Source organism: Nonomuraea purpurea, from assembly GCF_042650645.1.
Classification (GTDB): domain Bacteria; phylum Actinomycetota; class Actinomycetes; order Streptosporangiales; family Streptosporangiaceae; genus Nonomuraea; species Nonomuraea purpurea.
The window spans coordinates 385,197-404,062 of sequence record NZ_JBHSBI010000003.1; the positions used below are offsets into that span (position 1 = coordinate 385,197).

The 18,866-nt window shown below is 70.9% G+C and carries 18 protein-coding genes; 9 read left to right on the forward strand and 9 right to left on the reverse strand.

Features of this window, described 5'->3' with window-relative positions:
* The first annotated feature begins 130 nt into the window (after positions 1–130).
* Both ACFOY2_RS08310 and ACFOY2_RS08315 read left to right on the forward strand, forming a co-directional pair.
* A complete protein-coding gene (locus ACFOY2_RS08310) occupies positions 131–931 on the forward strand; it encodes a DeoR/GlpR family DNA-binding transcription regulator (protein WP_379527342.1) in 801 nt (266 codons plus the stop codon).
* Between the two features lie 75 nt (positions 932–1,006).
* Complete coding sequence (locus ACFOY2_RS08315) at positions 1,007–2,488, forward strand: sugar ABC transporter ATP-binding protein (protein WP_379527343.1); 1,482 nt, start codon at positions 1,007–1,009, stop codon at positions 2,486–2,488.
* 12 nt (positions 2,489–2,500) lie between these two features.
* Here the strand turns inward: ACFOY2_RS08315 and ACFOY2_RS08320 are convergent, their stop codons facing one another.
* Positions 2,501–3,478 carry a coiled-coil domain-containing protein gene (locus ACFOY2_RS08320; protein WP_379527344.1) on the reverse strand — a complete coding sequence of 326 codons (978 nt, stop codon included), beginning with the start codon at positions 3,476–3,478 and terminating at the stop codon, positions 2,501–2,503.
* A 129-nt stretch (positions 3,479–3,607) separates the two neighbouring features.
* The gene (locus tag ACFOY2_RS08325) at positions 3,608–5,278 is read right to left on the reverse strand and encodes a serine/threonine-protein kinase (protein ID WP_379527345.1); all 1,671 of its coding nucleotides are present in this window, start codon (positions 5,276–5,278) and stop codon (positions 3,608–3,610) included.
* Positions 5,279–5,415: 137 nt separating this feature from the next.
* Here ACFOY2_RS08325 and ACFOY2_RS08330 point away from each other — a divergent pair, with 137 nt between their 5' ends.
* Positions 5,416–6,054, forward strand: a complete 639-nt coding sequence (locus tag ACFOY2_RS08330) for a GNAT family N-acetyltransferase (protein ID WP_379527346.1) — start codon at positions 5,416–5,418, stop codon at positions 6,052–6,054.
* Positions 6,055–6,079: 25 nt separating this feature from the next.
* Here the strand turns inward: ACFOY2_RS08330 and ACFOY2_RS08335 are convergent, their stop codons facing one another.
* Entirely contained in the window at positions 6,080–7,108 is a 1,029-nt protein-coding gene (locus ACFOY2_RS08335) for a LacI family DNA-binding transcriptional regulator (RefSeq protein WP_379527347.1), read from the reverse strand.
* Positions 7,092–7,532 carry a hypothetical protein gene (locus ACFOY2_RS08340; RefSeq protein ID WP_379527348.1) on the reverse strand — a complete coding sequence of 147 codons (441 nt, stop codon included), beginning with the start codon at positions 7,530–7,532 and terminating at the stop codon, positions 7,092–7,094. The genes ACFOY2_RS08335 and ACFOY2_RS08340 overlap by 17 nt, the downstream gene beginning before the upstream one ends.
* Positions 7,533–7,865: 333 nt before the next feature.
* Between ACFOY2_RS08340 and ACFOY2_RS08345 the strand changes: the two genes are divergently transcribed.
* Genes ACFOY2_RS08345 through ACFOY2_RS08355 form a run of 3 tightly spaced genes read left to right on the forward strand, consistent with a single transcriptional unit; the run spans position 7,866 to position 11,028 of the window.
* Positions 7,866–9,212 (forward strand): extracellular solute-binding protein, encoded by a 1,347-nt coding sequence (locus tag ACFOY2_RS08345; protein ID WP_379527349.1) that lies wholly within the window; start codon positions 7,866–7,868, stop codon positions 9,210–9,212.
* A complete protein-coding gene (locus ACFOY2_RS08350) occupies positions 9,209–10,093 on the forward strand; it encodes a carbohydrate ABC transporter permease (protein ID WP_379527350.1) in 885 nt (294 codons plus the stop codon). The genes ACFOY2_RS08345 and ACFOY2_RS08350 overlap by 4 nt, the downstream gene beginning before the upstream one ends.
* Positions 10,094–10,137: 44 nt before the next feature.
* On the forward strand, positions 10,138–11,028 hold the full coding sequence (locus ACFOY2_RS08355; protein ID WP_379527351.1) for a carbohydrate ABC transporter permease: 891 nt from the start codon (positions 10,138–10,140) through the stop codon (positions 11,026–11,028).
* Here ACFOY2_RS08355 and ACFOY2_RS08360 read toward each other — a convergent pair.
* The 3 genes from ACFOY2_RS08360 to ACFOY2_RS08370 form a co-directional block, all read right to left on the reverse strand.
* Complete coding sequence (locus tag ACFOY2_RS08360; RefSeq protein ID WP_379527352.1) at positions 10,997–11,794, reverse strand: phosphotransferase enzyme family protein; 798 nt, start codon at positions 11,792–11,794, stop codon at positions 10,997–10,999. The two genes, ACFOY2_RS08355 and ACFOY2_RS08360, sit on opposite strands and share 32 nt — an antisense overlap.
* A gap of 69 nt (positions 11,795–11,863) precedes the next feature.
* Positions 11,864–12,619 (reverse strand): hypothetical protein, encoded by a 756-nt coding sequence (locus ACFOY2_RS08365; protein WP_379527353.1) that lies wholly within the window; start codon positions 12,617–12,619, stop codon positions 11,864–11,866.
* 242 nt (positions 12,620–12,861) lie between these two features.
* The gene (locus ACFOY2_RS08370; protein WP_379527354.1) at positions 12,862–13,629 is read right to left on the reverse strand and encodes a bestrophin-like domain; all 768 of its coding nucleotides are present in this window, start codon (positions 13,627–13,629) and stop codon (positions 12,862–12,864) included.
* Positions 13,630–13,992: 363 nt separating this feature from the next.
* Here ACFOY2_RS08370 and ACFOY2_RS08375 point away from each other — a divergent pair, with 363 nt between their 5' ends.
* Both ACFOY2_RS08375 and menC read left to right on the forward strand, forming a co-directional pair.
* Positions 13,993–14,547, forward strand: coding sequence for an acyclic terpene utilization AtuA family protein (locus ACFOY2_RS08375; RefSeq protein ID WP_379527355.1), 555 nt, complete (start codon positions 13,993–13,995; stop codon positions 14,545–14,547).
* Between the two features lie 322 nt (positions 14,548–14,869).
* The gene (gene menC / locus ACFOY2_RS08380) at positions 14,870–15,970 is read left to right on the forward strand and encodes an o-succinylbenzoate synthase (RefSeq protein WP_379527356.1); all 1,101 of its coding nucleotides are present in this window, start codon (positions 14,870–14,872) and stop codon (positions 15,968–15,970) included.
* A gap of 263 nt (positions 15,971–16,233) precedes the next feature.
* Here the strand turns inward: menC and ACFOY2_RS08385 are convergent, their stop codons facing one another.
* Positions 16,234–16,518: a transposase gene (locus ACFOY2_RS08385; RefSeq protein WP_379527357.1), complete on the reverse strand. Its 285-nt coding sequence runs from the start codon at positions 16,516–16,518 to the stop codon at positions 16,234–16,236.
* Positions 16,519–16,673: 155 nt separating this feature from the next.
* On the opposite strand from ACFOY2_RS08385, the gene tuf reads away from it, so the two are divergent.
* Positions 16,674–17,840: an elongation factor Tu gene (gene tuf / locus ACFOY2_RS08390; protein ID WP_379527358.1), complete on the forward strand. Its 1,167-nt coding sequence runs from the start codon at positions 16,674–16,676 to the stop codon at positions 17,838–17,840.
* 150 nt (positions 17,841–17,990) lie between these two features.
* On the opposite strand, the gene ACFOY2_RS08395 is transcribed toward tuf, so the two are convergent.
* Complete coding sequence (locus tag ACFOY2_RS08395; RefSeq protein ID WP_379527359.1) at positions 17,991–18,800, reverse strand: class I SAM-dependent methyltransferase; 810 nt, start codon at positions 18,798–18,800, stop codon at positions 17,991–17,993.
* Positions 18,801–18,866: the final 66 nt, after the last annotated feature.

An 18,866-nucleotide genomic window follows, 5' to 3' on the forward strand; every position in this document is an offset into this window, starting at 1 on the left:
CCGACAGCTTTTGACCCTGACACGCTCTCAAGTAAGCACCGGCGAACCGAGGCGGTCAAGATTTCCGATCAGATTCGTTCTCGTTCGGTCAGAGGTGAACTCTTCTTGACCTGTCCACTATGATCGGGACGTGAGCGACACGCAGAGCGACGGACGCAGGCCCGTGTTCGCCGCGGAACGCCGGCAGCGCATCCTGGAGTTGGTGCGTGCCAACGGCGCCGTGTCGCTGCGCGAGCTGGCCCAGGCGGTGCACTCCTCCGAGGTCACCGTCCGCCGCGACCTGCGAGCCCTCGAGTCCGAGGGCCTGCTCAACCGCCATCACGGCGGCGCCACGCTGCCCGGCGAGTTGTCGCGCGAGGCCGGCTACGCCCACAAGCTCTCGGTCGAGTCCGCGGAGAAGGCCGCCATCGCCGACCTGGCCGCCGCCCTGGTCGAGGACGGCGACGCGATCGTCGTCGGCCCCGGCACCACCACCCACGAGTTCGCCCGCCGCCTGACCAGGCACTCCGAGCTGGCCGTGGTGACCAACTCGCTGCTGGTCGCGCAGGCCCTGGCCGGCTCGGCCAGGGTCGAGGTGATGCTGACCGGCGGCACGCTGCGCGGCTCGATCCTGGCGCTGGTGGGCAGCGCGGCCGAGCACTCGCTGGCGGGGCTGCGGGTGCGCAGGGCGTTCATCTCGGGCAACGGCCTGACCGCCGAGCGCGGCCTGTCCACGCCCAACATGCAGGTGGCGGGGGTCGACCGCGCCCTGGCCGCCGCCGCGGAAGAGGTCGTGGTGCTGGCCGACCACACCAAGGTCGGCGTCGACACGATGGTGCAGACGGTGGCGCCCGACCGGATCGACCACCTCGTCACCGACGACGGCGCGCCCCGCGACGTGCTCGACGAGCTGAGCGCCCGTGGCGTGCGCCTGCACGTCGCCCCGTTCTGATCGAATGTGACAAACCCGTTACTGGAATGTTTCCTTTCTCGACCACCATCGGGGCTGGAGGCAACAGTGCTGCAGGTGGCCGGCGTTCTCAAGTCGTTCCAGGGTGTCACCGCCCTCGACCACGTCACCCTGTCCGTGCGCGCCGGTGAGGTGCACGCGCTGGTCGGCGGCAACGCAGCGGGCAAGTCGACGCTGGTCAAGGTGCTGTCGGGCGTCCTCCAGCCGGACGCGGGCGAGCTGCGCCTGGAGCGGGAGCCGATCAGGTTCGCCTCACCGGCCGACGCCGAACGGGCGGGAATCGCCACGATCCATCAGGAGACGAACCTCGTCCCGACCATGAGCGTCGCCCGCAACCTGCTGCTCGGCAGGGAACCCCGGGGGCGGTTCGGGCTGATCGACTCGGCGGCCGTGCACGCCCGCGCGCAGGAGACGCTGGCCGCCTACGGACTCCGGGTGGACGTGCGCCGCCCGCTCGGGTCGCTGGGCGAGGGCGCGCGCCAGCTCGTCGCCCTGGCCAGGGCCGCCTCGGCGGACGCGCGCCTGGTCATCATGGACGAGCCCAGCTCGGCGCTGGAGCACACCGAGCTGGAGACGCTGTTCGGGGCCGTCACCCGGCTGCGGGAGCAGGGCCGTTCCGTCATCTACGTCAGCCACCGGCTGGAGGAGCTGTACGGGATCTGCGACCGGGTCACGGTGCTGCGCGAGGGCCGGGTCGTGCACACGGGGCCGCTGGCGGGGCTCGACCGGCTGCGGCTGGTCTCCCTCATGCTCGGACGGCCGTTCCACCCGGTGGAGCCCCCGCTGTCCGCCGGGTCCGCCGACGAAAGCGCCGACCTGCCCGTCCTGGAGGCCAAGGGCCTCACCCGGCACCACGTGCTCGACGGGGTGTCGCTGGCCATGCGGGCCGGAGAGGTGATCGGCCTGGGCGGGCTGCTCGGAGCGGGCCGCAGCGAGACCGCCCGCGCCATCGCGGGGGTGCTGCCCGTGGACGCGGGGCAGGTGACGGTGGCGGGCGCGGCCAGCCGCAAGTGGTCGATCAGGAGCGCCATCCGGGCCGGGGTCGGGCTCGTGCCGGAGAACCGCAGGACCGAGGGCATCGTCCCCACCCTGTCGGTACGCGACAACATCGCGCTGGCCGCCCTGCCGCGGCTGTCACGGGCGGGGATCGTCTCGGACGCCCGGGTGGACAGCATCGTGGCGACCTTCATGAAGCGGCTCGGCATCAAGGCCGTCTCACCCCGGCAGCCCGCGGGGGAGCTTTCCGGCGGGAACCAGCAGAAGGTGCTGCTGGCTCGGTGGCTGGCGATGCATCCCAAGGTGCTGCTGCTGGACGAGCCCACCCGTGGGGTGGACGTGGCGACGAAGCTGGAGATGCAGGCGCTGCTCGACGAGCTGGCGGTCGACGGGCTGGCGATCCTGCTGATCTCCTCGGACGTCGGGGAGCTGGTCGAGAACTGCGACAGCGTGGTGGTGCTGCGGGACGGGGCCATCACCGAGCAGCTCAAGGGGCCCGAGGTCACGGAGGACCGCCTGCTGGCCGCCCTGGCCAGAACCTGACCCGGGGCCTGGTCAGAAGACCGAGATGTGCGGGTGGTCGTAGTGGTTGGCGGTGGTGCCGCCGCGGTCGGACATGGTGCGCCAGCCTCCGGTCCTGATGTGCCAGATGCGCTGCCGGTAGATGATGTACATGATCCCCAGCCGCTTGCCGTTCTTGATCGCCCAGTTGGCGATCTCCTCGCCGCGCCGGAGCTCCTCTCCCCCGGGCATCGCACCGCCCCGGCTGAGCATGAAGTCGCAGGCGCGTCCCAGCGGATGCTCGCCACCGTCCTGGATGGACCGATAACACCCAATCCCGAACGGCACGTCGAAACGCTCCTGAAGGAGCTTCTTGACCAGGGCCATCCGGGGCGTGATGTTGTCGGAGCCCTGCGGGAGCTGCGGCACCCACGTGCCGTCGGAACGCGCCCCCGGCGCCGTGTGCAGCAGGTCGATCTTGTCCTTGATCTTCTCGATCTGCTTTTCGGCTTTCCCCCTGCGCTCGTCCTGGTCCTTCAGCGTCCGGCCGAGTTCGTCCGCGCGGGCGGTGGCCTCGTCCTTGGCCCGCTGGTGATCGTCCCTGACCTGGCCGAAGCCGCGTAGCCTGGCCTGCTGCAGGTCGATGAGGTGCTGGTTGAGCGCCATCTTGCTGAGCAGGGTGGCCGGGTCGTGGTTGCCGGTGAGCAGGACGAGCTGGTCGGGCTGGCCGCTGGTGTACTGGGTGACGGCCATGGTCCTGAGGTTGGCGGACTCGCGGTCGAAGACCTCTTGGGAGGCGGACAGCGTCTCGCGAGCGGATTTTTCCGCTTTTTCGGCCTTCTGGTGGGCGAGTCTGCTGCTGTAGTAGTCGGCGATGAGTTTGTCCGACTCCTTCTGGAGCGCGGCCAGTTCCTTCTTCAACTGCTTGACCGTGGGCTTGGGCGCGGCCTGCACCGCGGATCCCGGACTCGCGATGACGAACACCGCGGTGAGGGCGAACAGCGTACGGACTGGCACGGACGGAACCGGCACTCTTCTCCTTACCCCGAGCCGCAGGGCAGGTTCCGGTCAGCAAGCATTCAGCCCGGGGAGGCGCCCTCTATCCGAAGGCAGATAGTAGAGGATCCACACACCCGGTGCGCAACTTACGACTTTTCGATATCAGTCCGGATTGTCCGCGTCGGGCCGCTTGAGCGGTTCGCGGGAGCGCCGTACCCTCCGCACCACCATCTGCCGCCCGAGCAGCACCGAGCCGGGCACCGCCACCAGGCCGAGCAGGCTCGTGCCGAGACCGAGTCCGATGTCGGCGTCCAGGAGGCCCTCGCCCCGGCCGCGCAGCAGCGGCACGTCGAGCGAGATGCTGACCGACACGGAGATGAGTGGCTCCCGCTCCCTGGCCGGGGGCGGCGTGCCGGGGTCCGGCTCGGGGTCGGGCACGCGTGTGGTGGGGTCGGGCGCGGGCGGCGGGGTGCGGGGCGGGTCGGTGTCCGGAGGCGGTTGCGTCGGCGGCGGCTCGCTCGTGGCGGGCGAGCTACGCGTCGGCCGGGAGGTGGGCTGGGTGGAACGCGTCGGCTCCCGGGTGACCGGGCCGCCCCTGGTCGGAGGGGCGGTGACCCGGGGCGGTTCGTCCGGGGGCGGGATACGCCCGGCCGTTGAGGGATCGCCGACGTGCGTGACGGGCGGCGTCTCCGCGATCGACTCCTCCGGCGTCGGGACGGCGGAGGTCGACGGGGAGGTCGGCGGGGAGACGGCGGGGGACGTCGGCGAGACGGGAGCGGCGGGGGACGTCGAGACGGACGTGGGAGGCGGCAGGGCCTCGCCCCTGCCCGGGTCCGGTGAATCGTTCCAGATCACGAAAGCCGACACCACCGCCGCCGCGGTCGTCAGCACCAGCCCGCCCGTCACCGCGAACTTGGTCATCGGCGTCAGCGTGCTCTGGAACAGGCTCGTGGTGCCGCCGTCGGCGGCCGGTTGCGGCCTGGGCAGCAACGCGGCGAGCGGTACGGTCAAAATCCCGAGCCCGGCACGTCCGCGCAGCTCCCAGTCGTCCCCGTACGCGGCCTGCGCCGTCGTCTCCAGCTCGGTCAGGAACGCCTCGGCCGACTCCGGCCGCTCGGCGGGGTCCTTGGCCAGGCCGTGCTCGACCAGCGGGCGCAGCGGCTCTTCGACGTCCTCCAGGGGAGGCGCCTGGTGCTGGTGCTGGAAGGCGAGGGCGGCCGCGTTGCCCGCGTGGAAGGCCCGGTGGCCGGTCAGGCATTCGAAGAACACCAGCGTCGCGGCGTACACGTCGGTCGCCGGCCCGGCCGGGGCGTCCTGCCACTGCTCGGGCGCCATGTACGTGGGGGTACCCGCGAGCGAGCCGCTCTCCCCGACGTGGGCCGCCACGCCGAAGTCGACGAGCTTGCTGTCGCCGTCCTGGGTGACGATGACGTTCTCCGGTTTGAAGTCGCGGTGGACGACCCCGTGCCGGTGGGCCTCGGCCAGCCCGAGCAGCGCCCCCTTCAGCAGGGTGAGCGCGGCTTCCGCGCCGGTCGCGCCCTCGTGGTCGAGCAGCCGCCGCAGCGTGACGCCGTCGACGAGTTCCATCACGATGACCGCGTCGTCGTCGGCTTCGACGTAGTCCAGGAGGCGGGCGGTGTGGGGGCTGTCGATCTCCCGGATGACCAGCGCCTCCGCGCGGAACCTCGCGACGAATTCGGCGTCCTCGCGCAGCGGCTCGGATAAGTGCTTGATCGCGACGGCCAGCCCGTCGGAGTCCCGTACGGCGAGCATCACCCTGCCTGTGCCGCCGTGTCCGAGTTCCCGGATCTCCGTGTAGCCGGGAACTTCCATAATGGGGCCCTCCAGACAGGATAAAGATCCTTATGTCAGGACGCTAACCGACGATCACGCCACGTGTCGAGCCCCTTCGCCCGAGTAACCACCCCCCGGCGGAAATCGGTATCTTTACTACTCCCTATAGTAGGGTCGTGTCGATTGAAGATCATCTTCGCGCGTGGCTGGGCGTCTGGCCGCCCCGGAGCAAGCTTCACGTGACGGGCTCGCGACGGCGCACCACCCCCGGCTGGGACGGCCGCGTCCATCCCGCGCTCGGCGTGGGCGGGCCCGATGGAGCGGTCCTGTCGGTGCCGCCCGAGCACCAGGCCCGGGTGGCCGCCGCCCGTACGCTCGGCGAGGTGCCGGTGCTGATCGGATATCCCGAACGCGACTGGTTCGAGGCCGTCTACCGCTGGACGACCCGGCCCGCGCCGCTGCGGGACGCCGGGGTGTGGCGGCCCGCGACCGCCCCCGACGTCCCCGGCTGGCTGCGGCCCTTCGGCGGTGAGGTCCTGGTCGCGGTCGACGCCGAGACCGGGCGGCACCTGGCGGGCGTGGGGGTCAAGCGGCACGACGAGCACGGGCACGAACTGTCGGTGGTCACCGCCGTCGAGGCGCGCGGGCGTGGGCTGGCCAGGCGGCTGGTGGCGCAGGCGGCCCGGCGGGTGCTGGACGAAGGGGCGGTGCCGACCTACCTGCACACGGCCTCGAACGCGGCCTCGGCCGCGGCGGCCACGGCGGCCGGATTCCCCGACCTGGGCTGGACCGCCTTCGGCGTCGCCGAACACTGACCCGCCCCGATACGCGATTCCCGGGTCAGGCCGAACCGGGAACCGGGGCCGTTGAGCCGCGGACCACCAGTTCCGTGGCCAGTTCGACGTGATGGGAGTCGATCTTCTCTCCGGCCGCCAGCCGCAACGCCGTGCGCAGGGCCACCCCGCCCATCTCCCGCAGCGGCTGCCGGACGGTGGTGAGCTGGGGTGAGGCGATCTGGGCGACCTGGGTGTCGTCGAAGCCCACGATGCTGAGGTCGCCGGGGATGCGCAGCCCCCGGGCCCGGGCGGCCTCCATGACGCCGAGCGCCGTCTCGTCGCAGCCGACGAAGATCGCCGTCGGCGGCTCCGGCAGGTCGAGCACGGCGGTGCCGTTGTCGAGGCCGTCCTGGTAGCGGAAGTGCCCGGAGCGCGTGTAACCAGGCGGAACGGGCACGCCCTCGGCCTCCATGGCGGCGCGGTAGCCGTGCAGGCGCGCCTGGTTGCAGGCCGCGGTGGCCGGGCCGCCGATGTAGGCGATGCGCCGGTGACCGAGGGCGAGCAGGTGCTGGGTGGCGGCCAGCCCGCCGGCGAAGTTGGTGGAGCCGACGCTGGTCACGTCGGCGTGCGGCAGGTTGAGCGGGTCGATGACGACCAGCGGCAGGCGGGCGCGGGACAACGCGGTGAGCTGACGGGTGGTGAGCTGGCCGCAGGTGACGGCGATGAGCGCCCGGCGTCCGGCGGCGACGAGGTCGCGCGCCCACGCGGTGGAGCGGGGGACCTGCTTCCTGATGCTGACGACGACGCCCACGCCGAGCTCGGCCCCGGCCGTGACCAGGCCCTGGATGATCTCGGTGGAGTAGGCGTTGAAGTCGTCGTCGAACTGCACCTCGACCGTGCACGGCGGGATGCTCTCTCCCCGGCGGGGCGAAGGCGCCACGTAGTCGTGCTGGCGCAGCAGCGACTGCACCAGGGTACGGGTCTGCGGCGCGACGTCGCTGCGGCCGTTGAGCACCTTGGAGACGGTCGCGATCGACACGCCGGCCGAGGCGGCGACGGTGGCCAGCGTGGCGCGTCTAGACCTGGACGGCATCGCTTCCCTCCTGCCGAACGTCTACAGGCGTGCTGAGCCGCCGGTCGTGGCCGACGAAACGGGTGGAGCCATACAAGCTTACGGTGCCGCGGCACGGCAGGTCGGTGGCCGACGTTCCGACGAGCACCTCGACGGCCCCCGGCTCCACGATGCGCCTCAGATCACGTCCGGTGAAGGCGGTGCGGCCGGCGTGCACGAGGAAGCGCGCGTCGGCCGACACGTCCGCCTCGCGGGCCGCGGCCACGGCGGCGGGGAAGCCCGAACGGTCCTGTCCGCGCACGTCGCGGCCGACGAGCTGTCCGACCTTCTCCTCCAGGGTCAGCTCCGTGAGGAGCGCCTCGACCCGGTCGGCCACGGGCAGCGCGGGGTCCCACCACGGGCTCATGGCCCTGCCCGCTGCAGGGGTGCGGTCTGGAGCCGTCATCTGGTGTGCTCCTTCGGCGGTGCCGTTCTGCGGTCATGTTTCGAAATGTTTCGGAGACATCGGATGGCCCGCGCAAGCGCCTCCTCATCGGCGGACAGTCGGCCAGCGGTGCGCGCGAGCGTACCCCAAACGGGCTCGGCCAGCTATGGGCCTTGACACCTCAGGTACCGAAATCTAAATTGGCGTCCCCCGCGGTCATGTCGAAAATGTTTCGAGAACCTGACTCAAGGAGGAGTGCACGAGTAGGCGTCGGGCCCCTCCGACGCACGACCGCCGGCCACCGCATCCCATGATCAACAGCCGCCCCCACGGCGTTCGAGTACGGAGATCAGCGTGGAGTCCAGGAACACCTCTCGCCGCACCTTCCTCAGCCTCTCCATGGGCGTGCCCCTCGGCGCCGCCCTGGCCGCCTGCGGCAGCTCGGGCCCGACCAGACCCGGCGCCGGCGCCACCGGCGCAAGCGGCGGCTCCGGCGCTACCTACTGGTACCTGTCCGGCATGCCGCAGGAGAGCGTGCGCACGGGTGCCGTCGAGCGGTTCAACAAGGCCAATCCGAACGGCCAGATCACCGGCACCACGTTCCAGAACGACGCGTACAAGACGAAGATCAAGACGGCGATCGGGGCAGGCCAGGCGCCCACCCTCATCTGGGGCTGGGGCGGCGGCACGCTGCGCAGCTACGTGCAGGCCGGCCAGGTCGAGGACCTCACTCCGTGGTTCTCCCAGAACGCCGCCGTCAAGGACCGGCTGTTCCCGTCGTCGTTCGGGGCGGCGACCATCGACGGCAAGATCTACGCGATGCCGTGCGAGACGGTCCAGCCGATCATCCTCTTCTACAACAAGAAGGCTTTCGAGCAGATCGGCGCCCAGCCTCCGCAGTCGTGGGGCGACATCATGGACCTGGTGCCCAAGTTCAACGCCAAGGGCATCGCGCCGTTCTCGCTCGGCGGCCAGTCCCGCTGGACGAACATGATGTGGCTGGAGTTCCTGTTCGACCGCATCAGCGGCCCCGAGGTGTTCCAGGCCGTCTTCGACGCCGAGAAGGACGCCTGGTCCAACCCGACCGCCATCGACGCCCTGACCAAGATGCAGGACCTGATCAAGGCGAACGGGTTCATCAAGGGCTTCTCCTCCATCACCGCCGACTCCAACGCCGACCTGGCGCTGCTGTACACCGGCAAGGCCGCGATGATGCTGCACGGCTCGTGGACGTACGGAACCATGTCCACCGACGGCGGCGACTTCGTCTCCGGCGGCAACCTCGGCTTCATGAACTTCCCGCCAGTCGACGGCGGCAAGGGCGACCCGAGCAACACCGTCGGCAACCCCGGCCAGTACCTGTCCATCTCCTCCAAGGCGAGCGACGCGCAGAAGGAGATCGCCAAGAAGTTCTTCACCACGGGCGTGCTCGACGCCGAGGAGGTCAAGGGCTGGATCAACATCGGCGCCGTACCCATCCTCAAGGGCGCCGACCAGCAGTTCGCTGGTTCCAAGGACGCGGCCTGGCAGCAGTTCGTGTACGGCATCGCCAGCAACGCCAAGTCCTTCGCCCAGTCGTGGGACCAGGCGCTCAGCCCGACCGCGGCCGAGGTGCTGCTGGACAACATCGCCAAACTCTTCCAACTGTCGATCTCGCCGCAGCAGTTCGCCACGAACATGAACGCGGTCATCGGCAAGTGAGCGCGCCCGCCGCCCGCACGGGTTCGCTCGCCTGGATGGCCGTGCCGGCGTTGTTGTGCTTCGTCGCCTTCGGCGTGATCCCGCTGATCGGGGTGCTCGCGCTCAGCTTCACCTCCTGGGACGGGCTCGGCGAGATCCACCTGACGGGCTTCGACAGCTGGCGCGCCATCCTGAGCGACCCGGGTCTGCCGCACGCGCTCTGGGTGACGTTCCTGGTGATGGCCCTGTCGTGGGCGGTGCAGACGCCGGCCAGCATCCTCCTGGGGGTGTTCCTGGCCGGCCACCAGCGCTACCGCGCGTTCCTGTCGGTGTTCTACTTCGTCCCGCTGCTGCTCAGCTCGGCGGCGATCGCGATCACCTACAAGGCGCTGCTCGACCCGAACTTCGGGCTCGGCGCCGGGCTGAAGTTCTCGCTGCTCACGCAGGACTGGCTCGGGCGGCCGTGGCTGGCGTTCGGCGTGGTGATCTTCATCGTGTCCTGGCAGTTCATCCCGTTCCACTCGCTGATCTACCAGGGCGGCGTGCGGCAGATCCCGCGCTCGATGTACGAGGCGGCGGAACTGGACGGGGCCGGGCGGGTGCGGACGTTCTTCAGCATCACGCTGCCGCAGCTCAAGTACACGATCATCACGTCGTCGACACTGATGGTGGTCGGGTCGCTGACCTTCTTCGACCTGATCTTCGTGCTGACCGCGGGCGGGCCGGGAGACGCGACGCGGGTGCTGGCGCTGGACATGTACAAACGCGGCTTCCAGGCCAACCTCATGGGCCCGGCCAGCGCGATCGCGGTCATCCTCGTGCTGGTGGGGCTGGCGCTGGCGCTGCTGCTGCGGCGGCTCGGCGGGCGCGACGCCGCCCACAGCCAGATGGAAGGGGCCTGACCGGCATGGGAACCTCCGACGCGCGGGAAGGGGCCTGATCGACGATGGCCATCACCCTCACCAAGGGCGCCAAACAGACGGCCGCGCCCCCGCCCTCCGGCCGGCGCGCCCGCACCACCAGGCGCCCCAACTGGCTGGGCGGCACGGCCGGCTGGATCTGGCTGGCGGTCGTGGTCGTGCCGGTCTACTGGATCGTCATCACCAGCTTCAAGTCGCAGAGCAACTACTACGCGGAGAACCCGCTCGTCCCGCCCGCCGCGCCGACCCTCGACAACTACCTGCTCGTCATCGAGTCCGACTTCCCCCAGTACTTCCTCAACAGCGTCATCGCCACACTCGGCGCCGTCGTCCCGGCCGTGCTGTTCAGCTTCATGGCCGCGTACGCCATCGTGCGTGGGGGTGGTGGCCGCTTCCTGCGCTGGACGAACTCCCTGTTCCTCATGGGCCTGGCCATCCCGCTCCAGGCCACAGTCATCCCGATCTACCTGATCATCATCCGGCTGCACCTCTACGACACGCTGCTGGCGCTGATCCTGCCGTCGATCGCGTTCGCGATCCCTCTGTCGGTGCTGGTGTTGTCGAACTTCATCCGCGACGTGCCCAAGGAGCTGTTCGACTCCATGCGGATGGACGGGGCGAGCGAGCACACGACGCTCTGGCGCCTGGCGTTCCCGCTGACCCGGCCCGCCGTGGTCACGGTGACGATCTACAACGCGCTGTCGATCTGGAACGGGTTCCTGCTGCCGCTGATCCTCACCCAGAGCCCCGACAAGCGCACGCTGCCGCTGGCGCTGTGGACGTTCCAGGGGCAGTACAGCATCAACGTGCCGGCGGTGCTCGCCTCCGTCGTGCTGACCACGCTGCCGATCCTGATCCTGTACGTCGTCGGCCGGCGCCAGCTCCTCAGCGGGCTGACCGCGGGCTTCGGCAAGTGAGGGCCTCGCTGAATGCAGCCTGGTGGCGGGCCAGGTACTCCATGTCCGTGCGGTAGAGCCGGTCGTGGCCGTCGGCGACGTGGGCCGCGAAGGCCGCGTTGCCCGCGGCGGCCTGCTCGTGCATGTAGCGGACCAGGTGCTCCAGGCGGGCTCGGGCGGTCTCGACCAGGATGCTCCTGTCGGGGGCGGTGAGCCCGTACGCGTCGGCGAACACCCGCAGCCGTCGCGCCCGCTCCTCGATCGGGAAGACGTTCACGTGCCGGGGGTCGGTGAGGGGCACGAACCGGTAGGCGGTGTAGGACAGGTCCCAGACGCGCGGTCCCGGGTGGGCGGTGTCGAAGTCGATGAGGGCGACGGGGCGTCCGTCGCGGAACACGCAGTTGTAGGTGGCGGCGTCCCCATGGCAGATGACCTCCGCCGGGGTTCTCGGCGGAAACTGCCACTCGTAGTCCCGATTTTTCGGGAAATCGGCGGTGGCGTCGTGGTACTCGCGCAGCAGCGCCCCCACCCCGGCCAGGGCCTCGTCCGTCCACGCCCATTCAGGCACCGGGTAGTGCGGAACGTCCCCCGGCACGAAGTCGAGGACCTCCCGCCCGTCGCCGTCGATCCCGTGACCACGCGGTGCGCCGGCGAACCCGCGCGCCGCCAGGTGGCCGAGCAGGGCGTGCACGGCCGGGGTCCAGGGGCCCGCGGGCCGCCGTACCGTCTCGCCGATCCTGACGACGTGGTTGACGCCGCCGCCGGTCAGCGGCACCTCCTCGCTCATGCCGCGTCAGTGTGTCAGATGGCAGGGCGGCCCGCACGCGAATAAATCTGCCCGCACGCGGACGAACGGTCAGCGGCGCGCGCCGAACGCCACGGCCGCCGTCGAAGCGATGGCCGTGACCACGACGACCATGACCAGGAGAGTGCCCAGCGGGTTCTCACGGCGGGCCGGTGGCATCGCACGTTTGACGTGCGACCTGATCGAAGGGGTGAGCGTGGGGGTCGGAGTGGGCGTGGGTGAGAGGCTGACCTCGGGGGTGGGCAGGATGACCGGGGCAGGCTGAGCCCGTTGCGGCGCGCGCGGCCGGGTGCGTGGGCACTCCCCCACCGTGACGCCGCCCGCGCACAGGCCGTCGCGGTACACCGTCACGTGGGGCAGTGTGACCTTCGGTAAAGCCGGACGCCTGGCGGCGGGCATCGAGATCGACACCTTGGGGGACGGCGACCGCTCGGTGACCACCCTCGGCACGGTCGCCTTCCCGCGTCGCGCGGTGACGCCCTTGGGCGGCGCGGGGGGACGGGGACGCACGGTCACCTTCGGCACCGGTGGCGGGCTCGGCTGGACAGGGTTCATGCGGGTGGCGCGGGACAGGCCGAGGGCGGTCAGACGGGCAGGGGAAGCGCGGAGGCCGGCCAGGTCGGCGGCCAGCGGACCGGCGGCGACCGGGCTACCGGCGACCCAGCGGACGAAACCCCGGCCGGTGACGACCGATCCCGCAGCGACCGGACCGGCCATGACGGGAACGACCGTGATCGGGACGACCGCAGAGGGGACGACCGGCAGGACGACCGCAACCGGCCCGCCCTCTGACGGGACGACCGCCATGGGGGCCACCGAAATCGGGGCGGCCTCTGACGGGATTTCCGCCAGAAGGGCTACCGAATCCGGAGCACCCGCCGCCGGGACGACCGGCTGAGGGGCTGCCGAATCCAAAGCGACCGCTGACGGGAGGACTGCCTGGGGAACCACCGGATCCGGGGCGACTGCGGCCGGGTGGGTGGCGGGCAGGCCGGCGGTGGCCGGGGTTGCGGCCAGCGCGGAGGCGAGGAGTAGTCGGGCGACCACGATCAAACCCGTCCGGCGACGCGCGCGAACTCCTGCAGGGCCTCCTGGAACGCTCCAGGCTTCACGGCCAGCGGCCCGGCGAAGGCGTGGGAGATGTCCCAGGTGACGTAGGTGCCGAAGCCCAGCAGCCCAGCCATGGCCACCAGCGGCAGGATCGCCAGCCCGCGGGGCCGCGCCCCGGCCAGGAACGGGAAGATGATGACCACCACGCCGGTGAGGACCGTCAGGAACAGCAGGCCCTCGGGCGGAGCGGCGGCGGCGTCGGACGAGCGCTGGGAGCGGGCGGTGGAGATGGCTCCGAGGTAGTCGAGGACGTTGTCCTTGGCGTCCTGCTCGACCTCGCCGCTGACCTTCAGATCGGTGACCCGGCCGCGCAGCTCGTCCAGCCTGGCCGCGCCGACCGGGTCCATCCGGCCTTGGGCCATGAGCGGCCACTCGTCCCTGACGACGAAGGTGACGTACTCGCGCAGCGCCGTGCGCACCTGCTGGGGAGCTTCGCCGGGCAGGGAGTCGGCCGCCCAGAAGGCGTCGATGGCCGCCTGGCTCTCGGTGTGGGTGTTCTGGCGGGCGGCGTCGGCGGTGGTCCACGGCACGATGATCGCGATGGCGAACACCAGCAGGAACATGGCCGACAACATCGCGCCCGCGTGAGCGGCGGTGGGGCCGTTGGGGTCGCGGTCCTCACCGGCCCGCGTCACCCTTCTGAATACCAGGGCGGTGAGCAGGAGCACGCCCACCGCCGCCAAGATCGAGAGTGTGTACGCCACCATAGAATCTCCCGAACCTCTTTTGGATACGCAGTGTCACATTACTATCACACAGTGCATTGATGGCGTCAGGCACGGATTGGTAAAGCTCCGGGCAAGCACACGCACAGGACTCGGGCGGGTCACCCCATAAACCCGGCAAATCTCCGACCCCAGGACGACAGCACACCAACACCCCTCGCCTGCCGATCACCCATGCCATCGGTACGGGTGCCCTCCCCAGGGCGGCGCGGCCCGTCGGAACATCGCCTCCCCATGCGGGGACTCAACCGCCGACCCGGGCACGAGAACGGCCACGCGCAGCCAAGCCAGGACGCAAGTCCGTAACGGTGGGTTACGGACGGCGGCAAAGGGTAGTCAAGGAACATGCTGCGCATCGGCACGTGGAGGTCTGCCGAGTCGCTCGATGTCGTCGTCTGCGCATGGCGCGACAGCGGGCCTGGACACCTCGAAACGGGCATCAAGCTCATTTACGGGATGGGCCGCCCGGTGCCGGAATTGCCGGGGCTGCGTACCGGCTCCCGGGTGGCGCGGGGCGCCGAGGAGATCGCCGAAGCGCTGTCCCAGGGGCTCGACGTGGTGATCACCGCACCCGGCTGCTGCCCGGCCGCGCCGGTGGTGGCGGCCGGGATGTGGCACTACGGCTGGACCCGCGGCGACGTCGGCGCGCTGGCCGGCGCCACGGTCGCCGGGCTGGTGCTGGCCGCCCAGAGGGGGCCGTGTTCGGCCGAGATCTGGCGCGATGGGCGTAGCTCGCTCGACGGTGACGTGACGACCACGACCGTACGCGACTACCTCGCCGCCCGCTTCTCCGGCGGCCGCTACCGCACCCCTGAGGTCACGGTCCCCCTGGAGTCGGTCCACCTCAGCCAGGAGGCCCCCACCCGCATCCTCATCTCCCCCTTCGCCGCCACCCACTGACCCACCGCCAACACGGAACGCCCCGAACGCCGCAAGCACGAGCAAGCGGTGGTTCAGGGTCGACACGGAGATACGACCAGGCGAACAGGCGAGCGACGGCAACTGGGCGAGCAAACGACCCAGGCAGCGCGGAACAGCGGGCCGTGGTGCCAGCTCGGCAGATCGGAGGAGAACGCCATGTCGCCGGTGGCGGGTGTGGGTTGTCGGGGTGTGGGGTGGGAACGGCCAGGGGCGGTGCGGTGTGCGGGAGGAATTGGGGGTGGGGAAATGCTCAGTCTTTAGGAACGGTTTGATGGCAGAGGGCAACGTTGGGGAGACAAGCGTGAAGATCACCGGAGTTGAGCTGCGCCGGATTTCGATGCCGCTGGTGGCGCCGTTCCGCACCTCGTTCGGCACCGAGACCGCGCGCGACATCCTGCTGGTCAGGGTCGTGACGCCGGATGCCGAGGGGTGGGGCGAGTGCGTGGCGATGGCCGAACCTCTGTACTCCTCCGAGTACACCGACGGCGCGGCCGAGGTGATCCGCCGTTTCCTGCTGCCCGCGCTGCCCAAGTCACTGGACGCGCAGGACGTCGCCCGCGCGCTCGAACCCGTCAAGGGCCACCGCATGGCCAAGGCAGCGCTGGAGACGGCGGTGCTGGACGCGCAGCTCAGGACGGCGGGCGAATCGTTCGGGCACTACCTCGGCGCGGCCAGGTCGCGGGTGCCGTGCGGGGTGTCGGTCGGCATCATGGACTCGATCCCGCAACTCCTGCACGCCGTAGCGGGCTACCTGGACGAGGGCTACGTCCGCGTCAAGCTGAAGATCGAGCCCGGCTGGGACGTGTCGCCGGTCCGGGCGGTGCGTGAACGGTTCGGCGACGACGTGCTGCTCCAGGTCGACGCGAACGCCGCCTACTCCCTGACCGACGCCCGCCACCTGGCCAAGCTGGACGACTTCGACCTGCTGCTGATCGAGCAGCCGCTGGCCAACGACGACCTGGTTCAGCACGCCAAGCTGGCCCCGCAGCTGAGGACGCCGATCTGCCTGGACGAGTCGATCGAGTCGGCCGAGCACGCCGCCGCCGCGATCGCGCTCGGCTCCTGTTCGATCGTCAACGTCAAGCCGGGCCGGGTCGGCGGCTATCTGGAGGCGCGGCGCATCCACGACCTGTGCCGGGCGAACGGGGTCGCCGTGTGGTGCGGCGGCATGCTGGAGACGGGGCTGGGCCGGGCGGCGAACGTGGCGCTGGCGGCGCTGCCGGGGTTCACGCTGCCGGGCGACACCTCGGCGTCGCGGCGTTACTACGCCAGGGACATCACCGAGCCGTTCGAGCTGGTGGACGGGCATCTGGAGGTGCCGACGAGGCCCGGCCTGGGGGTGGAGCCGATCCCGTCCGTGCTCGACGAGGTGACCACGTCCACGGAGTGGATCACGCTGTGAGCCGTCCCGGCTCCGAGTAGCCCACCGTCCGTCCCAGCTCCCGGTGTGGCACGTCACGCCAGGGTGTCACCAGCAGCACCAAGGTATCGCCGGGCAGGACCGCAGGGCGATGGCAGGGTCCGCGCCTACCAGGACGTCGAGGAGATCTGCCGGGATCGCGGCTACCACCTCATAGCCACGCCCTTCTCGGCGCGGCGCCCGAGCCGGCCGATGATCCGCCCGTGGCCGCGCTGCTGCCGAGGGCCCCACTACGGCGGAGCTGGTCAGAATCGAAACTCGCGCGGGAGTGCCCTTCGGGACGCGAGCGTGGCTGGACCTTGGCGGGTGGGCCGTTCCTGGCCCTGGATGTACTTGCTGACGGTGGTGAGATCGGCTCCACCGGTTGAGCCCGCGGAGGAGGAGCGGAACCAGAAATGTCCGCCCCATAGGTACTTGCGGACGTGGGAGTCGTATTCCTTGCGCAGGCGTCTCGCGCGGCCGGCGGGTGAAGGAAAACCCGTTGCGCCACCGTGCCGAGGGGCCGGATCATGGTCGTCATGTTCCGGCACGCCCGCCCCACGACGCCCGCACTGGCGGGCGCGTTCCGGCGTGCCTTCGACGGCCTGGAGCGCTGACCTCTCTCCGTGAGTCCCGGTGACCCGGCGGGGAGAGGTGGACGACCCGCGCGGGTCACCAAGACTCCAGGTTTCGGAAGAGGGAACCCATGGCCAAGCAGGCCTACGTACGCAACAAGCCCCACCTCAACATCGGCACGATGGGGCACGTCGACCACGGCAAGACCACGCTGACCGCCGCGATCACCAAGGTGCTGGCGGAGCGGGGGCAGGCCACGTACACGCCGTTCGAGCGGATCGACCGCACCCCGGAGGAGGCGTCCAGGGGCATCACGATCAACATCTCGCACGTCGAGTACGAGACCGCCACCCGCCACTACGCCCACGTGGACATGCCGGGCCACGCCGACTACGTGAAGAACATGATCACGGGGGCGGCGCAGCTCGACGGCGCGATCCTCGTCGTGTCCGCGCACGACGGGATCATGCCGCAGACCAGGGAGCACGTGCTGCTCGCCAAGCGGGTCGGCGTGGAGCACCTGGTCGTGGCCGTCAACAAGGCCGACGGCGCCGACCCGGAGCTGATCGACCTGGTCGAGCTGGAGCTGCAGGACCTGCTCGCCGAGCACGGCTACGACGGCGTCCCGATGGTGCGGGTGTCGGGGCTGCGGGCGCTGGAGGGCGACCCGGTCTGGACGGCCTCCATCGACGCGCTGCTCCAGGCGGTGGACGAGCACATCCCCATCCCTGTCCGGTACGTGGACGCGCCGTTCCTGATGCCGGTCGAGAACGTGCTGACGGTCACCGGCCGCGGCACGGTCGTCACCGGCGCCATCGAGCGCGGCACGGTCAGGGTCGGCGAGAGCGTGGAGGCGGTCGGGTTCGGTGAGGGCTTCGACGCCGTCGTGACCGGCGTGGAGACGTTCGGCAAGACGATGGAGCGGGGCGAGGCCGGCGACAACGCCGCCGTGCTGCTGCGCGGGGTGCGCCGCGAGCAGGTGCGGCGGGGCATGGTGCTGGCCCGGCCGGGCACCCAGCGGGCCCGCACGTCGTTCGCCGCCCGCGTCTACCTCCTCACGCCTGAGGAGGGCGGGCGGCGCAGGGCGATCGCGTCCGGGTACCGGCCGCAGTTCTACCTGCGCACGACCGACGTGCCGGGCGAGCTGGCCCTGCAGGGGCCCGCCCACCCGGGTGACACGGTCGAGGCGACGGTCGAGCTGGGCAGGGCCGTCGCGCTGGAGCCGGGGCTCGGCTTCGCCATCCGCGAGGGCGGGCTCACGGTCGGCGCGGGCACGATCCTCACCGTGCCCGGCTGACCCCCCCGGCACCCGACCCCAACCCCGGGAGACCCGACCTCAAGGCCGAGGGACCCGGCTCGGGCCCTTTGTGGACGGCGCTTCCCTGGCCGGGGGGACCCGGTCGCGATCGGCTCGCGACCGGGTCCCGTCAGCGTGGGCCAGGTGCCGTCAGGGGCGGGTGCCGGTGGCGTAGCGGATCGTGCGGGGCAGGACGTATCGGTCCTGGGGCAGCGCGGCCTCAAGCGCCGCCTTGGCGTCCCCGCGCAGGTGTTCGGGGATGGCCTCCAGGGGCGCTCTGCGGGCGGCCGACCAGAGCCAGTCCCACAGCCGCTCCGCCTCGACCACCACCTCGAACACGACGTCGTCGCAGCGGACCCCGCCGAGCCCGCCGACCTCGAACAGCCGGATCAGCTCCTCGGACGTGCCGAGCATGTGGTGGAACGGCGCGCTGCCCGCACCGGCGGTGTACGGCTGAAGCACCCGCCCCACCAGCCCGAGCAGTTCGATCTCGGCCGGACTCGACTCGACAAGCAGGCTGGCCGCCAGCCGGCCCCCGGGCCGGAGCAGCCCCGTCATGGAGCGCACGGCGGCCAGCGGGTCGGGCAGGAAGTACAGCATCATCCCCGCCAGAACCACATCAAACCGGGCACCGGGCAGTAACTCCTCGGCCCGTTCGGCGTCGCCGAGCAGGACGGTCGCGTTGCTCAGGCCGTGCCGCTCGATCTCGGCGGTGGCGGCGGCGACCATCCCCGGCGCCAGGTCCAGCCCGACAACCTGCCCCGTGGGCCCCACGGCCCTGGCGGCGGGCACGAGCGAGGCGCCCGTGCCGCAGCCGGCGTCGAGGACGCGGTCGCCCGGCTCGGGCGCGGCCTGCCGGACCAGCTCGGCGGCCACGGGCGCGAAGAACGGCACCCCGACCTGCTCGTAGGTCCCGGCCGCGCGGTCGAAGACGCCGGCCATGTACTCCTTGGCATCCATCACAGTCCTCCTCTTCACAAAACGGTCAGAAGGGCGCGCGACACCCCGCAAGGGGTGTCGCGCGTG

Bases quoted from the DNA above. Each gene is read 5' to 3' on its own strand.
- ACFOY2_RS08325 (WP_379527345.1), bottom strand. From the start codon at position 5,278: ATGGAAGTTCCCGGCTACACGGAGATCCGGGAACTCGGACACGGCGGC.
- ACFOY2_RS08335 (WP_379527347.1), bottom strand. From the start codon at position 7,108: ATGCCGTCCAGGTCTAGACGCGCCACGCTGGCCACCGTCGCCGCCTCG.
- ACFOY2_RS08340 (WP_379527348.1), bottom strand. From the start codon at position 7,532: ATGACGGCTCCAGACCGCACCCCTGCAGCGGGCAGGGCCATGAGCCCG.
- ACFOY2_RS08355 (WP_379527351.1), top strand. From the start codon at position 10,138: ATGGCCATCACCCTCACCAAGGGCGCCAAACAGACGGCCGCGCCCCCG.
- ACFOY2_RS08360 (WP_379527352.1), bottom strand. From the start codon at position 11,794: ATGAGCGAGGAGGTGCCGCTGACCGGCGGCGGCGTCAACCACGTCGTC.
- ACFOY2_RS08365 (WP_379527353.1), bottom strand. From the start codon at position 12,619: ATGGCGGTCGTCCCGTCAGAGGGCGGGCCGGTTGCGGTCGTCCTGCCG.
- ACFOY2_RS08370 (WP_379527354.1), bottom strand. From the start codon at position 13,629: ATGGTGGCGTACACACTCTCGATCTTGGCGGCGGTGGGCGTGCTCCTG.
- ACFOY2_RS08375 (WP_379527355.1), top strand. From the start codon at position 13,993: ATGCTGCGCATCGGCACGTGGAGGTCTGCCGAGTCGCTCGATGTCGTC.
- tuf (WP_379527358.1), top strand. From the start codon at position 16,674: ATGGCCAAGCAGGCCTACGTACGCAACAAGCCCCACCTCAACATCGGC.
- ACFOY2_RS08395 (WP_379527359.1), bottom strand. From the start codon at position 18,800: ATGGATGCCAAGGAGTACATGGCCGGCGTCTTCGACCGCGCGGCCGGG.